Raw genomic sequence first — 16678 nt, 5'->3', positions numbered from 1 at the left:
CGGGCCCGCACGCCCGGACCCTGCCGCGTCAGGGCCGCGGATGGCAGGATCGATCCATGAGCTTCGTGCTGCGCGTCCTGATCAGCGGCGTCGCCCTGTGGCTGGCCGAGGTGCTCCTGCCCGGCATCAGCATCATCGGCGCCGACACCACCTGGGGGCGCATCGGGGTGATCCTGCTGGTCGCCCTGGTCTTCGGCATCGTGAACGCCGTGGTGAAGCCGATCGTGGCGGTGCTGTCCATCCCGCTCTACATCCTCACGCTCGGCCTGTTCACGCTGGTCGTGAACGCGCTGATGCTCATGCTCACCGCGTGGATCACCGAGCAGACCTCGTGGGGCCTGCGGATCGACGACTTCGGCGACGCGTTCGTCGGCGCGCTCATCGTGTCGGTCGTCTCCTTCGCGCTGAGCGTCGCGATCCCGCGCAGCCGCGACTGACCGCGACGCCGCCACGCCGCCCATCCCCCTCACCCCGCCGGGCCACTCCGCCGGACCTCTCTCGGCGGGGCCGAGCGGGCCCCCGCGTCGGCGCACGTCAGCGGGCCGGGGTCACCCGACCGGAGTAAGCCGCCGTTGCCGACGTCCGCGGGCGCTCCTACCGTCGGTCGGGTCGAGGTCGCGCCAGAGACGGCGCGGCCGACCGCAGGAGACCCGGGGGAGTCGCCATGCCGACGCGACCGAGCAGTGCACCGCGCGTGCGCTCCGTCGCGTCCCGCTGGCTCCGCCGGGGCCTGTACGCCGCCGGGGGGCTGGCCCTCGCCGGGGCCGCCGCCGTCGGCCTCGCGCCGGCCGCCTCCGCGCAGGAGGCGCCCGCACCGCCCGCCGGGCCCGTGAGCGCGCTGCTCGGCGGGGTCCGGGACGCGGTCGGCGCCGTCGTGCAGCCGGTCACGGAGCACGTCGTGGCGCCGGTGGCGCAGCGGGCGGTCCCCGCGCCGCCCCCCGCCACCCCGGCCCGGCCCGCCGCCCCTGCCCGGCCCGCCGCGCCCCCGGCCGCCGCAGCCCCGGCCGCCGCACCCGCCCCGCCGGCGGCACCCGCCGCACCCGCGTCCACCACGCCGCCGGCCGCCGAGGCCGCCCGGCCGACCGCCCCCGCCGCCCTCGGCACCGCGCTCGCCCACGTCCCGACCGCGTTGGGCGACCCGGTGGTCGCACCCGTGGCGGACGCGGTGGCCCCGGCCGTCGAGGCGCTCGCGGACGACGTCGTCGGACCCGCGGCGCAGGCCACCGAGCCGCTGCGCCCCGTCGTCACCCCGGCCGCCGAGGGCCTCGTCGGCCCGCTCCTCGACCTGGTGACGCCGGGTCTCGGCCCCGTCGCCGCCGGGCTCGCGCCGGCCCTGCGGCCCGTGACGGCACCCGTCACCGACGCCGCGCTGACGCCGGTGGCCGACGCGCTCGAGGGCACGCCCCTGGGCACCGTCCTCGCCCCGGTGGTGCAGGTCCTGCGGCCCGTCCTGCCCGGCGTGCTGCCGCCCGCCGCACCCGCGCCCGAGGGCACCCCGGCCGCGCCGGTGGCCCCCGCGGTCCCCGCGGGCCCGGACCGCGCCGCCACGCCCTTCGGGCCCTGGGGTGACGGATCCGGCCCCGGCACGGGACCGACCGCACCCGCCGCGGTCGACCGCGCACCCGCCGCGCACCCGCCGGCCGCCGCCGGCGCCGCGGTGCCCGGCGACGCGTCCGCGCCCGCGCCGGCGACCCCCGCGGGCTCCGACCGCCCCGCGCCGCCGGCGCCCGGCACCCCTGCCCCTTCCGGCACGGGCACCGGATCCAGCGGCAGCCCGCTGCGCACCTCCGGCGGCGGCGACGTGCTGGCCGTCCTCACCGCCGCCGTGCTCGTGCTCGGCGCCTCCCGCCTCGTGGCCGCGGCCCGGGGCCGCGTCGAGCTGCCCCTCCGCCTGCGCGAGGTCCCCGTCTTCCCTGCCTGAGTCCGGCCCCCGGCGGCACGTCAGCCGCCGTCCGGCCACCGCGCCGCAGCGCGGCGCACCCGACTCAACGCAGGGAGCAGGACCATGCACACAGCTGTCAGACGAGCGATCCACACCGCGCTCCTGACCGGCGGCCTCGTCGTCGCCGGATCGGTCGCGGCCCATGCCGCCGAGGACGACGGCCTCCTGGCCGGCCTCGGCATCCAGGCCCCCGTCGACGTCCCCGTGGAGGTGTCCGGTCTCGCCGCCGGCCTTCTCGGCGACGCCACCGTGACGGGGGCCGGCGGCGCCCCGGCGGACCCCGCACCCGCGCCCACGGCGTCGGTGCCCGGCGGGTCCGCCGGGGGCGCCGTCTCCGGCACCGAGGTCGCCGCCCCGGTGCACGTGCCCGTCGACGTGTCGGCCGTCGCGGTCGGCGTCCTCGGGGACGCGGCGGTCGCCGGATCCGGCACCCCGGCCCCCGCGGCCGCCCCCTCCGCCACGGTGGAGCAGGGCGACGGCGAGGGCCTCGCCTCCGGCACGGCCGTCGCCGTGCCGGTCGGCGTCCCGGTGACGGTCGACTCCGTGGCGCTCGGCGTCCTGGGCGACGCCGCCGTCACGGGGACCGGGCCGGACGACGGCACCGCGCCGGCCTCCGACGCCCCGGCCGCCACGGTCGGCGGCGGCGACTCCGCCGGGATCGCCTCGGGCACCGGCGCCGCCGCGCCGATCAGCATCCCGGTCACCGTCGGCAGCCTGGCCGTCGGCCTGCTCGGGGACTCCGCGATCGCCGGCTCGTCCGGCACCGCCGCGGACGCCCCGGCCGCCACCGTCGGCGCCGGCTCCGGCGAGGGGCTGCTCGCGCGCCTCGGGCTCGCGGTGCCGGTCTCCGTCCCGGTGACGCTCGGCGGCCTGGCGCTCGGCGTCGGCGGCGACGCGACGGTCGCGGACCCGGGCACCGGCACCACCACCCCGGGCACCACGCCCGGCACCGGCACCACCCCCGACGGCACCGCCACCCCGGCTTCCGCCGTCACCTCCGCGGTCCTCGCCGCGGCGGACGTGGCGGCCGCGCTCGACGCGTCCGCCGCGGCGGGTGTGCGCCTCGCACCCGCGGCCCTCGCCCCGACGGGCGCCCCGGCCGCGGTGCTCTCCCTGACGGCGGCGGCGCTGGTGGCCCTCGGGCTGCTGCTCCGTCGTCTCCCCCGGACGGCCCTCTGACCGCCCGGGCGTGAACGCCTCCGGTCGGCGACGGGTGCGGGACCGTCGCCGGCCGGAGGCATCGCTGACACGACCCGTCCTCCCGCACCGGACCGAAGGAGGAACGTCGGAGCGGCCCCCGGCCGGTGGCAGGTGCGGGCCCGCCACCGGCCGGGGGCACGACCTCCTGCCGGGTGGCCCCACCGGCGCGGACACGCCTCGGCGTGCCGGCCCCAGGGGATCCACCGCGCGGCCTGTGGGCTGGTCAGCCCCGCCGCTGGGCCGTTCGACCCAATAAAGACGCTCCCGGCCGTTGAAAACTCGGCGCATGCACAGCGCAGCAGTCGGTCCGGGGCACGTCGTCGTCGTCGGGGGCGGCATGGTCGCCCACCGCTTCGCGGAGCAGCTGTGCTCCCGCGCGGACGCGCCGCCGTGGCGGATGACCGTCATCGGCGAGGAGCCGCACCGCCCGTACGACCGCGTGCACCTGTCCGAGGTCGTCGGCGGCCGGACCGTCGAGAGCCTGACGCTGGACCCGTCGCCGTGGGACGACGAGCGCGTGACCCTCGTCGTGGACGAGCGGGTCATCGCGATCGACCTCGCCGCGCAGACCGTGACCACGCACCGCGGCCGCGTCGAGCACTACGACACCCTCGTCCTCGCCACGGGCTCGCGCCCCTGGGTCCCGCGCACCGAGGGCACCGACCTGCCCGGCGTGCTCTGCTACCGGACGCTCGGCGACATCGCGGACCTGCAGTCCTGGGTCCGGGACCGGTCCGCGGCGCTGGGCCGCCCGCTGCGCGGGGCCGTCGTCGGGGGCGGCGTGCTCGGCCTGGAGGCCGCCGCGGCGCTGCAGACGCTCGGCGTCGCGCAGCCCGCCGTCGTGGAGTTCGCCGACCGGCTGATGGCCGTCCAGCTCGACGCGGGCGGCGGGGAGACGCTCCGCCAGCTCGTGACCGAGCGCGGGATGGACGTGCGGACGGGCGCCGGCGCCGAGCGCGTGCTCGCGACCGGGGACGGCGCCGTGGGCGGCCTGGTCCTCACGACCGGCGACACCCTCGACGTCGACGTCCTCGTCTACTCGACCGGCATCCGCCCGCGCGACCGCCTGGCCCGGGAGTGCGGGCTCGCGGTCGCGGAGCGCGGCGGCGTCGTCGTCGGCCCGACCTGCCGGACGTCCGACCCCGCGGTCTGGGCGATCGGCGAGTGCGCGAGCGTGGACGGCGAGTGCGCCGGCCTGATCGCCCCGGGCAACGCGATGGCGGACGTCGTCGTCGACCAGCTCTGCGGCGGCATCCGCTCCTACGCGCGGACCCCGGACGGCACGAAGCTCAAGGGCGCCGGCGTCGACGCGGCGTCCTTCGGCGACGTGCTCGGCCTGACGCCGGGCGCGCTGGAGGTGACGTTCGCCGACCCCGTGGCCCGCACCTACCGCAAGCTCGTGGTCTCGGACGACGCGCGGCTGCTGCTCGGCGGCGTGTTCGTCGGCGACACCGACCTGTACGCGCAGCTGCGACCCCTGCTCGGCCGGCCGCTCGGCGCGGACCCGTCGGCGTTCCTGGCCCAGGGCGGCGGCCCGGTCGTCACCGACGTGCCGGACGACGTCGTCCTCTGCTCGTGCTCGAACGTGACCGCCGGGACCGTGCGCGCCGCGGTGACCGAGCACGGCTGCCGCACCGTCGGCGAGGTGAAGACCTGCACCCGCGCGGGCACGGTCTGCGGGTCGTGCGTCCCCCTGCTGACGAAGGTCGTCAACACGACGCTCGAGCAGGCCGGCTTCGAGGTGTCGTCCGCGATGTGCGAGCACTTCGCGATGTCTCGCGCCGAGCTGTTCGCCCTGGTCCGGACCGAGGGCCTGCGGACGTTCACCGAGGTCGTGAGCCGGCACGGCCGGGGCCGCGGCTGCGCGATCTGCCGCCCGGTGGTCGCCTCGATCCTCGCGTCGCTCGGCATCGGCCACGTGCTGTCCTCGGACCAGGCGCCGCTGCAGGACACCAACGACCACCTGCTCGCGAACCTGCAGAAGGACGGCACGTACTCGGTCGTCCCGCGGATGCCCGGGGGCGAGGTCACCCCGGAGAAGCTGCTGGCGTTCGCGGAGGTCGCCCGCGACTTCGGCCTGTTCACCCGGATCACCGGCGCGCAGCGGATCGGCATGTTCGGCGCCCGGCAGGACCAGCTGCCGGAGATCTGGCGGCGCCTGGTGGACGCCGGCTTCGAGTCGGGGCACGCGTACGGCAAGTCCCTGCGGCAGGTGAAGACCTGCATCGGCGCCACGTGGTGCCGGTTCGGCGTGCAGGACTCGGCGTCGATGGCCGTGCGGCTCGAGCTGCGGTACCGCGGCCTGCGCGCCCCGCACAAGTTCAAGATGGGCGTCTCCGGCTGCGCCCGCGAGTGCGCCGAGGCCCGCGCGAAGGACGTCGGCGTCATCGCCACCGAGAAGGGCTGGAACGTCTACGTCGGCGGCAACGGCGGCTTCACGCCCCGGCACGCCGACCTGCTGGCGGAGGACCTGGACGACGCGCGCATGATCCAGGTGGTCGACCGGTTCCTCGCGCTCTACGTGCGGCGCGGCGACCGGCTGCAGCGCACGGCCCCGTTCGTCGCCGGGTTCCCGGGCGGCATCGAGGAGCTGCGGCGCGTCGTCGTCGAGGACTCCGAGGGCATCGGCGCCGAGCTGGACGCCGAGATCGAGCGGCACGTGGCGTCGTACGCCGACGAGTGGCGCACCACCCTCGAGGACCCGGAGAAGCTCCGCCGGTTCACCCCGTACGTGAACGCCCCCGGCGTCGGCGACCCCGACCTGGCGTACGTGCCCGAGCGCGGCCAGGCCCGCCCGGCCCGCCCCGGCGAGCACGGCGTCCCCGACCTGCGCACCGCCCGAGCCCTGGAGACCCAGCCGTGACCCCGCCGAGCACCGACACCGACGGCGCCACCCGCGTCTGCCGCCTGACCGACCTGCTGCCCGAGCGCGGCTCCGGCGCCCTGATCGGCGAGCACCGCGTGGCCCTGTTCCGCCTCGCGGACGACCGCGTGCTCGCCGTGCAGCAGCACGACCCGTTCTGCGGGGCCAACGTGCTCAGCCGCGGCATCGTCGGCGACGTCGACGGGGTCCCCACGGTCACGTCCCCCATGTACAAGCAGGTGTGGGACCTGATGACCGGCGCCTGCCTGGACGCCGTCGGCAAGGAGCCCGTCGACCTGCGGACCTACCCCGTCCTCGTCGTGGACGGCGACGTGCTGGTGGTGACGACGTGACCCTGCTCGCCGGGCTCGACCTGACCGGCCGGCCCGTGCTGGTGGCGGGCGGCGGGCCGGTCGGCGCGCGCCGGGCCGGTGCGGCGCTGTCGGCGGGCGCCTGCGTGCGCGTCGTCGCGCCGGAGGTCACCGACGAGCTCGCCGCCTGGGCGGCCGAGGGCCGGCTGACCGTGCACCGGCGCCCCGTCGCCGCGGACGACCTCGCGGACGTCTGGCTGGTGCTCGCGTGCACCGGCGACGCCGCGGTGGACGCCGACCTGGCCCGCTGGGCCGAGGACCGCCGGCTGTTCTGCGTGGTGGCCTCCGACGCGGAGCGCGGCAGCGCCCGCCTGCCCGCCGCCGCCGAGGTCGCGGGCCTGCGCGTCGGCGTGCTGTCCGAGGGCGCGGCCGACCCCCGCCGCGCCGCCGCCGTCCGGGACGCGCTGGTCGCCTCCCTGGTCGCGGGCACGGCCGATGCCGACCTGCGGCCCGTGCGCGGCGGCGCCACCGGCCCCGACGTGCTGCACCCCGGCGAGGTCGCCCTCGTGGGCGGCGGCACCGGCGACCCCGGCCTCATGACGGTGCGCGCCCGCACCCTGCTCGCCCAGGCCGACGTCGTCGTCGCGGACCGCCTCGGCCCGGCCGCGGTGCTGGACGACCTCGGCGACCACGTCCGCGTGGTCCCCGTCGGCAAGGCCCCGGGCGCCGCGCACGTGTCGCAGCAGGGCATCGAGCGGATCCTCGTCGACGAGGCCCGCGCCGGGAACCGCGTCGTCCGGCTCAAGGGCGGCGACCCGTACCTGTTCGGCCGCGGCGGCGAGGAGGTGCTGGCCTGCCGCGCCGCCGGGGTGCCGGTGCGCGTGGTGCCCGGCGTGACCTCCGCGATCGCCGCCGCCGGCGCCGCGGACATCCCCGTGACCCACCGCGGCACGAGCGACCGGGTGCACGTGGTCAACGGCCACTGGCCGTTCACGGACCTGGACCTGGACGCGCTGCGCCGGCCGGACGTCACCGTCGTGGTGCTCATGGGCGTCGCGACGCTCGGCGACCTGGTGGCCCAGGCGCTCGACGGCGGCGTCGACCCGGCGACCCCGGCCGCGGTGGTCGCCCGCGCCACCCTGCCCGGCGAGCGCGCCGTCCGCGCGACCCTGGCCGACCTGCCCGCCGTCTGCGCGGCGGCCGGCATCCGGTCCCCGGGCGTCGTCGTCGTGGGCGAGGTCGCACGGCCCGGGTTCCTGGACCCGGGCAGCCCCGGGCGCGCGGTCGCGCTGCCGACCCGCGAGGAGCGCCGGGCGGTCGCCGGTGTCTGAGGCCGGGGGCGCGGTGCTCGTGGCGTGCGCGCACGGGACCCGCAGCGAGGCGGGCCGGGCCGTGGTGCGGTCCGTGGTCGAGGACCTGCGGGCGCTCGTCGGCGGCACCCCGGTGCGCGAGGCGTTCGTCGACGTCCAGGAGCCCGCGGTCGGCCCGGCGGTCGGCGACGCGGTGCGCGCGGGCGGCGTCGCCGTGGTCGTGCCGCTGCTGCTGTCCACCGGGTTCCACGTGCGGCACGACATCGGCGCCGCGGTCGCCCGCCGGCCCGCGGTCGCAGCCGGTCCGCTGGGGCCGGACGACCGGCTGGTGACGATCCTCGTCGAGCGGCTGACCGAGGCCGGGGCGACCGCGGACGACGCCGTGGTGCTCGCCGCCGCCGGCTCCTCCGACCCCGCCGCCGCGGAGGCCGTCGCCGAGGTGCTGGCCGGGCTGCGCGCCCGCTGGCCCGGGCCGGTCACGGTGGGCTACGGCGCCGCCGCACGCCCGTCGGTCGGGGACGCCGTGGCCGCCGCGCGGGCGACGGGCGCGCGCCGCGTCGTCGTCGCGTCGTACCTGCTGGCGCCCGGGCACTTCCACGGCGCCCTCGCCGGGGCCGGTGCCGACGTGGTCACCGCGCCGCTCGGCCCGCACCCGCTGCTCGCCCGGATCGCGCTCGACCGGTTCCGGGACGCCGCGCGGTGACCCGCCTGGGGCCGACGCCCCCGCCGCCGCCGGGCCCGGCCGACGACGCGGTGCGGCACCGGGTGCTCGCGGTGCCCAGCCGCGCCGCGCTGCTCCAGGCCCTGCGGCGCGCGGCGGTCCCCGTCACCGTCCAGGACCTCGCCGCCGAGGTCGGCCTCGGGGTCAGCACCGCGCGCGAGCACCTGGCCGCGCTGGTCGACACCGGCCTGGTCGAGCGGACCGTCGAGAACCGGCACGCCCGCGGCCGCCCGCACACCCTGTACGCCGCGGCGAACGAGCCCGGCGACGGCGAGCGCTGGGTGCGCGAGCACCTCAGCCGCGTGCTGCTGGCGGGATACGGGCGGGACCTCGCGGCGCCCGGGTCCGCGGCGGCCGAGGCGGCGGTCGCGCTCGCCGGGACCCCGCCGACCGCCGCCGGCGTCGCGGCCGACGACCCGGCGGCCGCCCGCGAGGGCCAGCTCGCCGCGCTCGGCGCGCACTTCGCCCGGCTCGGCTACGACCCGGAGGTCCGGCCCGACGGGACGGCGGTGCGGCTGCGGCGGTGCCCGGTGCTCGACCTGGCCCGCGAGCGCGCGGACGTCGTCTGCGCCGTGCACCTCGGGCTCGCCCGGACGGTGCTCGCCCGCGCGGGCGGACCGGTCACGGCGACCGACCTCACGCCGTTCGCCGGCCCCGGCTGGTGCCTGCTGCACCTCGACCCGGGCGAGGCCTGACCGCTCAGGACGCCCGGAACGCCCGCGCCATCTCCCGCTGCTCGTCCAGCACCTCGCCGATGCGGGCCTGCACCTCGTCCATCCGGCCGATCGTCGTGCTCACCGCGTCGATGCCCCGGGACACCGCGCCGGTGTTCGCCTGGATGTCGGCGACCTGCTGCTCGACGCGGGAGGTCGCCGCGGACGTGCCGCCCGCCAGGTCCTTGACCTCCGTGGCCACCACCGCGAACCCGCGCCCGGCCTGCCCGGCGCGGGCCGCCTCGATCGTCGCGTTCAGCGCGAGCAGGTTCGTCTGGTCCGCGATCGACGAGATCACGCGGATCACGTCGCCCACCGCCGACGACGACTCCTCCAGGGTCCGGACCTCCTCCGCCATCGCGGCGGTCTGCGCGACCGCCTCCTCGGCCACCCGCGCCGCCTCGGCCGCGCTCTCCGACAGCCGCGCGACGCTGCCGAGCAGCGCCTCCGACGCCGCCCGGTCGCGGGCCGCCGCCCGCAGGATGTCCAGCCGCTGCGAGACCAGCCGGGCGACGTTGCGCAGCGAGCCGCGGCGGCTGTCGCTCAGCTCGATGGTCTGCGTCGTGAAGAAGTCCATGGTGCCGACGACCTCGTCGCCGACGACGACCGGCAGGCACACCCCGGACCGCACGCCCGCGCGCTGGGCCGCCGGGGCGCGCACGCAGTCGGTCAGCTCGCCGAGGTCGCGCACGAACACCAGGTCCCGCGCCCGCCAGGCCCGGCCGGCCAGCCCGACGCCCTCCGCGAAGCTCGCGGACAGGGTGACCCGGCGGAACTCCTCCCCCGCCGTGCCGGACTCCACCTGGAACCGCAGCACGCGCGCCTCCGGGTCCACCGCCCAGTACGAGCCGTAGTCCCAGCCGAACTCCTCGCGGACGGTGTCCAGGGCGGTGCGGAGCGCCGCCTCCTCGTCGGCGCACGCGCCGACCCGGGTGACCGACGTCGTCACGGCCTGCTGGTCGCGCGCGACCTGGGCGATCTCCGCCGCGGACCGCCGGGCCTCGAGGGTCTGCGACACCGTCCGGGCCAGCACGTCGAGCACGAGCACCTGGTCCGGCCCCTCGCCGCGCACCTCGCGGGACGCGAAGTCCAGCACCGCCACGACCCGGCCGTCGCGCCACAGCGGCATCGTCATCGCCCCGCGGGCGCCGTCCCGGACCGCCTGCTCCCCGCGCTCACACGTCGCGGGGTGCTCCCGGGCGTCCGCCAGCACGAGGACGCCGTCCCGCTGCCACGCCAGCCCGCACAGGCCGACGCCCTTCGGCATCCGGAAGCCGGGCGACATCCGCGACACCGCCGCCGACAGCTCCCCCGACTGCGCCACGAACGCGAGGTCGCCGCGCGCGTCGTCCACGACCCAGGCCGAGCCGTAGTCGTAGCCCAGGCCGGTGCGCACGACCTCGAGCACCTCCGGCAGCCCGCAGTCCCCGCGCAGCGCGCCGAGCGCCCGCACCACGTCGTCGAGCGCGCGCAGCTCCCGGCCCACGTCGCCGCCGGCGGTCTCCGGCGTCCCGGCCCCGCGTCCCCGTCGCCCGAGCAGCGCCATGTCGTACCCCTCGTCCCCGCACGCCCGCCGGCGTCTGCTCCGCGCGGCTCCCCCTGAGTGGTGTCCCCATCGGCAGCCCGGGGCCCGGCCTGAGGCGTCGCGGGAGAGCGCCTCCCCGGTCGGCCCCGGCCCCGGTGCGCCCGTCCGTGGGAGGATGCGGGCCATGCCCGCGACCGACCTCGCCCCCGCTGCCCGCCGCCCGCTGGCCGACGTCGAGCCGCCCCTGGCGCTCGGCCCGCTCGACGGCCGGTACCGGCGGACCGTCGCCCCCCTCGTGGACCACCTGTCCGAGGCGGCGCTGAACCGCGAGCGGGTGCACGTCGAGGTCGAGTGGCTGATCCACCTGACCACGCACGGCGTCGTCCCGGGCGCCCCGGCGCTGTCCGACGCGGAGCAGGCCTACCTGCGGGCGGTCGTCACGGACTTCGGGGCGGCGGACGTCGCCCGGCTCGCCGAGCTCGAGCGGACGACCGTGCACGACGTGAAGGCCGTCGAGTACTACCTCAAGGAGAAGATCGCGGCCGCGCCGGCGGTCCTCGGCGAGACCGTGCTGCCGTCCGTGTCGGAGCTCGTGCACTTCTGCTGCACCAGCGAGGACGTGAACAACCTGTCCTACGCGCTCATGGTCCGCGGCGCGGTGCGCGACGTGTGGCTGCCCGCCGCGACCGGCCTGGTCGACGACCTCGCGACGATGGCCCGCGACCTCGCCGACGTGCCGATGCTCGCGCTCACCCACGGGCAGCCCGCCACCCCGACCACCCTCGGCAAGGAGCTCGCGGTCCTCGCGCACCGGCTGCGCCGGCAGCTCCGCCGGGTCGCGGGCGCGGAGTACCTGGGCAAGCTCAACGGCGCGACCGGCACGTACGGCGCGCACGTCGTGGCCGTCCCCGACGCCGACTGGCCCGAGGTCAGCCGCACGTTCGTCGAGCACCTCGGCCTCACGTGGAACCCGCTGACCACGCAGATCGAGTCGCACGACTGGCAGGCCGAGCTGTACGCCGACGTCGCCCGGTTCAACCGCGTGCTGCACAACCTCGCGACCGACGTGTGGACGTACATCTCCCGCGGGGTGTTCGTGCAGATCCCCGTCGCGGGGGCCACCGGCTCGTCCACGATGCCGCACAAGGTGAACCCCATCCGGTTCGAGAACGCCGAGGCCAACCTCGAGCTGTCCTGCGCGCTGCTCCACACCCTGAGCGCCACGCTGGTCACCAGCCGCCTGCAGCGCGACCTCACCGACTCCACCACCCAGCGGAACATCGGCCCGGCCTTCGGGCACGCGCTGCTCGCGGTCGACAACGTGCGCCGCGGCCTCGGCGCGCTGTCCGTCGACCGGGACCTCCTGGCCCGCGAGCTCGACCAGAACTGGGAGGTCCTGGGCGAGCCGGTGCAGTCCGCGATGCGCGCGGCCTCGGTCGCCGGGGTCACCGGGATGGAGAACCCGTACGAGCGGCTCAAGGAGCTCACGCGGGGCCGCCGCCTCACGGCCGGGGACATGCGGGAGTTCATCGCCGGGCTGGGCCTGCCGGCCGACGTCGCGGCTCGCCTCCAGGCGCTGACCCCGGCCGCGTACACGGGCCTCGCGGAGTCCCTGGTCGCGCTCCTGGACGACTGACCCCGCCGAACGCACCCGCGTGCACCCGCGTGCACCCGCGGGCGCCCCGGCCCCCGCGCTCGCCGTTCCGCTCGCCGAGATCGGTACTTCGCGCCGAGATCGGCGCGTAGAGCGACCGATCTCGGCGCGGACGACCGATCTCGGCGCGACTGCCGCCGATAGGACTGTCGCGCCGAGACAGGGCGGCGCACGGACCTATCTCGGCGACCGCACGGAGGGCGTGCCCGGGGCGAGCGCATGGGGCGCGGTGTCCGGGGCGCGGTGTCCCAGAGCGCGGGGCCCAGGGCGAGCCCGTGGGGCGGCGGGCGCAGGGCCGACGCGGCGAGCGACCGCGTGCGGGGTCAGGCGCGCGGGGTCGCCAGGTCCCGGGCCGGGACCGTGACCGTCGCCAGCTCCGCGAGCGCCGCCGCGTACTCCGCCGCATCCCCCGCGGCGGCGGCCGCGCGGGCCCGGACGGTCGGGCCGTGCAGCGCGGACCGCACCCGGCGGCGCAGTGCGCGCGCCTCCCGCTCGGGCAGCCCGTCCGCGGCGGTCGCGAGCTCCTCCAGCACCCGGCGCCGCTCGGCGACCACCGGCGGGTTCCACTCGCGCGTGCGGCGGGTGCGCTCGAACGCCTCGGCCTGCTCGGCGACGAGGGCCAGCGCCTCGGCGACGGTCGCGGAGTGCCCGTCGGGCGCCTGCTCCGCGACGGTGGTCAGGCTCACCAGCCGCACGCCGGGCAGCTCGCCGACGGCGGGGTCCACGTCGTGCTGGAGCGCGAGGTCGAGGACGGCGAGCGGCCGGGCACCGATGGAGGCCTCGGCGGACCGGGCGCGGATCAGGGCGTCGACGTCGAGCACGGCCCCGGCGGCGCCGCTGCACGCGACGACCAGGTCCACCCCGGCGAGGCTCGCGGCGAGGTCGGACGTCGCGGCGCTGACCCCCCGCTGCGCGGCGAACTGCCCGGCGCGGCCGCTGGCCGAGTACACGAGCACGTCGCGGCAGCCGCGGGCCTTGAGCGCGGCGAGGCTGGCGCCGGCGTAGGAGCCGGTGCCGATGAGCAGGCAGCGGACGTCGGACCAGTCGGGCAGGCCCTCCTCGACGAGGTCGAGCGCGACGCCCACGACGGAGCGCCCGGCGGCACCGAGGCCGGTCCGGCCCTCGACGGCGCGCGACGCGCGGGAGGCGGCCTGGAACAGCGCCTCGAGGTCGGAGGTCGTGGTGCCGTCGCGGCGGGCCGCGGTCAGCGCCCGGCGCACCTGGCCGGCGATCTCCCGCTCGCCCACGACCATGGACTCCAGGCCGGACGCGACGGCGAACAGGTGCTCGACGACCGCGCCGCCGGTGGCGGGGGCGAGGGCGTCCGCGACGTGCTGCGGGGTGTAGCCGGAGCGGGCGGCGACGGTGGCGGCGACGGCGGTCCGGGCGGCCTCGGCGTCGGCGGGGTCGGGGATGTCCAGGTACAGCTCGAACCGGTTGCAGGTCGCGAGCACGACCGCCCCCGAGACGGGGTGGCAGCCGGTCACGATCTCCCGCCCGACGGCGTGCGTGTCGGCGGACAACCGCTCCAGCACGGCCAGATCGAGGTCGTGATGGCTCGCCACCAACGACAGCATCACCACGCCTACGATTGAATCACTCCAGGGAAGAGGGGGCACAATCGTCGGTGATGTCGACTTCGTCACTCCCCGCTGAGCCCCCGATGCCCCTGCCCTCGCTGCCCGACGGCGCCGGCCTGCCCGCCGGGCACCCGCTCGTCGACGGCCGCACGACCCGCGCGCCCCTGGTGGACGCCTACCGGGGCCGCACGCCCGCGCGCCGGCCGGTGTGGTTCATGCGCCAGGCCGGGCGGTCGCTGCCGGAGTACCGGGCCGCGCGCGCCGGCACCGCGATGCTGGACGCCTGCCTGACCCCGGAGCTCGCCTCGGAGATCACCCTGCAGCCGGTGCGCCGGCACGGGGTGGACGCGGCGATCTTCTTCTCGGACATCGTCATCCCCCTCAGGCTCGCGGGCGTGGACGTGGACATCCAGCCCGGCGTCGGGCCGGTGCTCGGCGCGCCGGTGCGGACCGCCGACGACGTGGCCCGGCTGCGGGACGCCTCGCCCGCCGAGTCGCTGACCGCCGAGGTGCTGGCCCCGGTGACCGAGGCCGTCCGCCTGACCACCGCGGCGCTCGGCAGCACGCCGCTCATCGGGTTCGCCGGAGCGCCGTTCACGCTGGCCGCCTACCTGGTCGAGGGCCGGCCGTCGCGCGACCACCTGGCCGCACGCACGCTCATGCACGCCGACCCGGCCACGTGGCGCGCGCTGACGGAGTGGGCCGCCGACCTCACCGGCGCGTTCCTGCGGGCCCAGGTGCTGGCCGGCACGAGCGCCGCGCAGCTGTTCGACTCCTGGGCGGGCTCCCTGTCGCTGGCGGACTACACCGCGTACGTCGCCCCCGCCTCCACCCGGGCGCTCGCGCACGTCGCGGACCTCGGCGTCCCGCGGGTGCACTTCGGCACCGGCACCGGCGAGCTGCTCGCGGCGATGCGGGACGTCGGCGCGGACGTCGTCGGCGTCGACCACCGGATCCCGCTGGACGAGGCCGTGCGGCGGCTCGACGGCCGCGTCCCGGTGCAGGGGAACGTCGACCCCGCGCTGCTCGCCGCGCCGTGGCCGGTGCTGGAGGCGCACGTCCGCGACGTGCTCGCGCGCGGGGCGGCCGCGCCGGGGCACGTGGTCAACCTCGGGCACGGCGTCCCGCCGGAGACCGACCCCGACGTGCTGACCCGCGTCGTGGAGCTCGTGCACACCGCCTGAGGACCCGCAGGTCCCACCCGCCCGCGGCGCCGGCGCGGCAGAGTGGGGCACCGACCGACCGCCCGACGACGAGCCGAGGAGCAGCCACGAGCGAGCACGACGCCCGACCCGCGGGTCGGGGCACGCAGGAGTCGCCGGAGCCGTCCCGGCACGACGCGGTGGTGGTGGGCGGCGGCGTCGCCGGCCTGGTCGCCGCACGCGAGCTCGCCCTGGCCGGGCTGCGACCGCTCGTGCTCGAGGCGTGGCGCGCGCCCGGCGGGGTGGTCGGTCGGCACGAGGTCGACGGGCTGCGGCTCGACGCCGGAGCGGAGTCGTTCGCGACCCGCGGCGGGGTGGTCGCCGCGCTGGCCGACGAGCTCGGCCTGGCGGACCGGGTCGTCGCGCCGGAGCCGCACGGCGCGTGGGTGCGCCTCCCGCACGGCGCGGGCCCCCTGCCCCGCACCGGGCTGCTCGGCATCCCGGCGGACCCGTGGGCCTCCGACGTGCGCCGCACGATCGGCACCCTGGGCTCGCTGCGCGCCGCGCTGGACCGCGTGCTGCCCCCCTCGGCCGGCCTCGGCGCGCCACCCGCGCCCGCCGAGGTCGAGGGTTTCGCGCGAGAAGGTGCCCCGAAACCCTCGACCTCGCCGCAGACCCTCGACCTCGGCGGCAGCGGGGGGAGCGGGAGCGGGAGCAGCGCGAGCGCCGGCGCCACGCTCGGCGGGCTCGTGCGGGCGCGGATGGGCCGCCGCGTGCTGGATCGGCTCGTCCGCCCGGTCGTGGCCGGGGTGCACGCCGCGGAGCCGGACGACATCGCCGTCGACGCCGTCGCCCCGGGCCTGTCGGCCGCCGTCCGCCGCACCGGCTCCCTCGCCGCCGCCGTCGCCGACCTGCGCGCCCTGGCCCCCGCGGGGTCGGCGGTCGCGGGGTTCCGCGGCGGCCTGCACGTGCTCGTTGACGCCCTGGTCGCCGACCTGACCGCGCGCGGCGGCGAGCTCCGCACGAGCACCCGCGCCGTGGCGGTCGAGCGGGACGCGGACGGGTTCCGGGTGACGGTCGAGTCCGGCGGGTCCCGGCGGGTCCTCGCGGCGGACCGCCTGGTCGTGGCCACCCCGCGCGCGACCGAGCTGCTGGCCGGCGTGGCGCCCGACCTCGCCGGGCTGCACACCGACCCGGGCGCGGACGTCGTGCTGGCCACGCTCGTGCTGGACGCCCCGGCGCTGGACTCCGCCCCGCGCGGGACCGGCGTGCTGGTCGCCCGGGCCGTCCCCGGTGTCCGCGCGAAGGCGCTCACGCACGCCACCGCGAAGTGGGGCTGGCTCGCGGACGCCGCCGGACCGGGCCGGCACGTGGTCCGCCTGTCCTACGGCCGCTCGGGCGAGAGCGAGGCGCTGCCGCCGGACCTCGGCGGGCTGACCGACCTGGCGCTGCGCGACGCCGCGGCGGTGCTGGGCGTGCCCCTGGCCCCGGAGCAGGTGCGCGCGTCCGCCCGGGTGTCCTGGTCGCAGGGCCTGCCGGTGCCGAGCGCCGCGCACCGCCGGACGGTCGAGCGGGTGCGCGCGGCGGTCGGCGGGGTCCCGGGCCTGGCCGTCGTCGGCGCCTGGGTGTCCGGCAACGGCCTGGCGTCCGTGGTGCCCGACGCCCGGGCCACCGCTCGGTCCCTGACCGCGCCGTGAGCCCCGCGCCCCGCCCTTCG

At 78.4% G+C, this 16678-nt stretch carries 13 protein-coding genes; 11 read left to right on the top strand and 2 right to left on the bottom strand.

Annotation, left to right across the window (positions count from 1 at the left end; translation table 11 throughout):
- Nucleotides 1-56 precede the first annotated feature (56 nt).
- From HNR08_RS08960 to HNR08_RS08925, 8 genes are all read left to right on the top strand, one after another.
- Nucleotides 57-437 carry a phage holin family protein gene (locus tag HNR08_RS08960; RefSeq protein WP_146838999.1) on the top strand — a complete coding sequence of 127 codons (381 nt, stop codon included), beginning with the start codon at nucleotides 57-59 and terminating at the stop codon, nucleotides 435-437.
- Nucleotides 438-664: 227 nt separating this feature from the next.
- The gene (locus tag HNR08_RS08955) at nucleotides 665-1921 is read left to right on the top strand and encodes a hypothetical protein (protein WP_183834962.1); all 1257 of its coding nucleotides are present in this window, start codon (nucleotides 665-667) and stop codon (nucleotides 1919-1921) included.
- A gap of 84 nt (nucleotides 1922-2005) precedes the next feature.
- Nucleotides 2006-3121: a chaplin family protein gene (locus HNR08_RS08950; protein WP_146839001.1), complete on the top strand. Its 1116-nt coding sequence runs from the start codon at nucleotides 2006-2008 to the stop codon at nucleotides 3119-3121.
- A gap of 307 nt (nucleotides 3122-3428) precedes the next feature.
- Complete coding sequence (gene nirB / locus HNR08_RS08945) at nucleotides 3429-6005, top strand: nitrite reductase large subunit NirB (protein WP_183834960.1); 2577 nt, start codon at nucleotides 3429-3431, stop codon at nucleotides 6003-6005.
- Nucleotides 6002-6358, top strand: coding sequence for a nitrite reductase small subunit NirD (gene nirD / locus HNR08_RS08940; RefSeq protein ID WP_146840859.1), 357 nt, complete (start codon nucleotides 6002-6004; stop codon nucleotides 6356-6358). Before nirB ends, nirD begins: the two co-directional genes overlap by 4 nt.
- On the top strand, nucleotides 6355-7647 hold the full coding sequence (cobA, locus tag HNR08_RS08935) for a uroporphyrinogen-III C-methyltransferase (protein ID WP_146840860.1): 1293 nt from the start codon (nucleotides 6355-6357) through the stop codon (nucleotides 7645-7647). The genes nirD and cobA overlap by 4 nt, the downstream gene beginning before the upstream one ends.
- Nucleotides 7640-8329 (top strand): sirohydrochlorin chelatase, encoded by a 690-nt coding sequence (locus HNR08_RS08930; RefSeq protein WP_221286331.1) that lies wholly within the window; start codon nucleotides 7640-7642, stop codon nucleotides 8327-8329. The genes cobA and HNR08_RS08930 overlap by 8 nt, the downstream gene beginning before the upstream one ends.
- Nucleotides 8326-9042, top strand: a complete 717-nt coding sequence (locus tag HNR08_RS08925; protein WP_146840861.1) for a helix-turn-helix transcriptional regulator — start codon at nucleotides 8326-8328, stop codon at nucleotides 9040-9042. Before HNR08_RS08930 ends, HNR08_RS08925 begins: the two co-directional genes overlap by 4 nt.
- 4 nt (nucleotides 9043-9046) lie before the next feature.
- Here the strand turns inward: HNR08_RS08925 and HNR08_RS22310 are convergent, their stop codons facing one another.
- The gene (locus tag HNR08_RS22310) at nucleotides 9047-10606 is read right to left on the bottom strand and encodes a GAF domain-containing protein (protein WP_146840862.1); all 1560 of its coding nucleotides are present in this window, start codon (nucleotides 10604-10606) and stop codon (nucleotides 9047-9049) included.
- Between the two features lie 163 nt (nucleotides 10607-10769).
- Between HNR08_RS22310 and purB the strand changes: the two genes are divergently transcribed.
- Entirely contained in the window at nucleotides 10770-12221 is a 1452-nt protein-coding gene (gene purB / locus HNR08_RS08915; protein WP_183834958.1) for an adenylosuccinate lyase, read from the top strand.
- A 341-nt stretch (nucleotides 12222-12562) separates the two neighbouring features.
- Here purB and HNR08_RS08910 read toward each other — a convergent pair whose 3' ends face one another.
- Nucleotides 12563-13816 carry a glutamyl-tRNA reductase gene (locus HNR08_RS08910; protein ID WP_146834593.1) on the bottom strand — a complete coding sequence of 418 codons (1254 nt, stop codon included), beginning with the start codon at nucleotides 13814-13816 and terminating at the stop codon, nucleotides 12563-12565.
- Nucleotides 13817-13902: 86 nt separating this feature from the next.
- Between HNR08_RS08910 and hemE the strand changes: the two genes are divergently transcribed.
- Complete coding sequence (hemE, locus tag HNR08_RS08905; protein WP_183834956.1) at nucleotides 13903-15003, top strand: uroporphyrinogen decarboxylase; 1101 nt, start codon at nucleotides 13903-13905, stop codon at nucleotides 15001-15003.
- Nucleotides 15004-15167: 164 nt separating this feature from the next.
- Nucleotides 15168-16658, top strand: a complete 1491-nt coding sequence (locus HNR08_RS08900; protein ID WP_307724245.1) for a protoporphyrinogen/coproporphyrinogen oxidase — start codon at nucleotides 15168-15170, stop codon at nucleotides 16656-16658.
- Nucleotides 16659-16678: the final 20 nt, after the last annotated feature.

This window comes from Cellulomonas hominis (assembly GCF_014201095.1).
Classification (GTDB): domain Bacteria; phylum Actinomycetota; class Actinomycetes; order Actinomycetales; family Cellulomonadaceae; genus Cellulomonas; species Cellulomonas hominis.
This window is presented reverse-complemented; position numbering and strand designations above follow the sequence as displayed.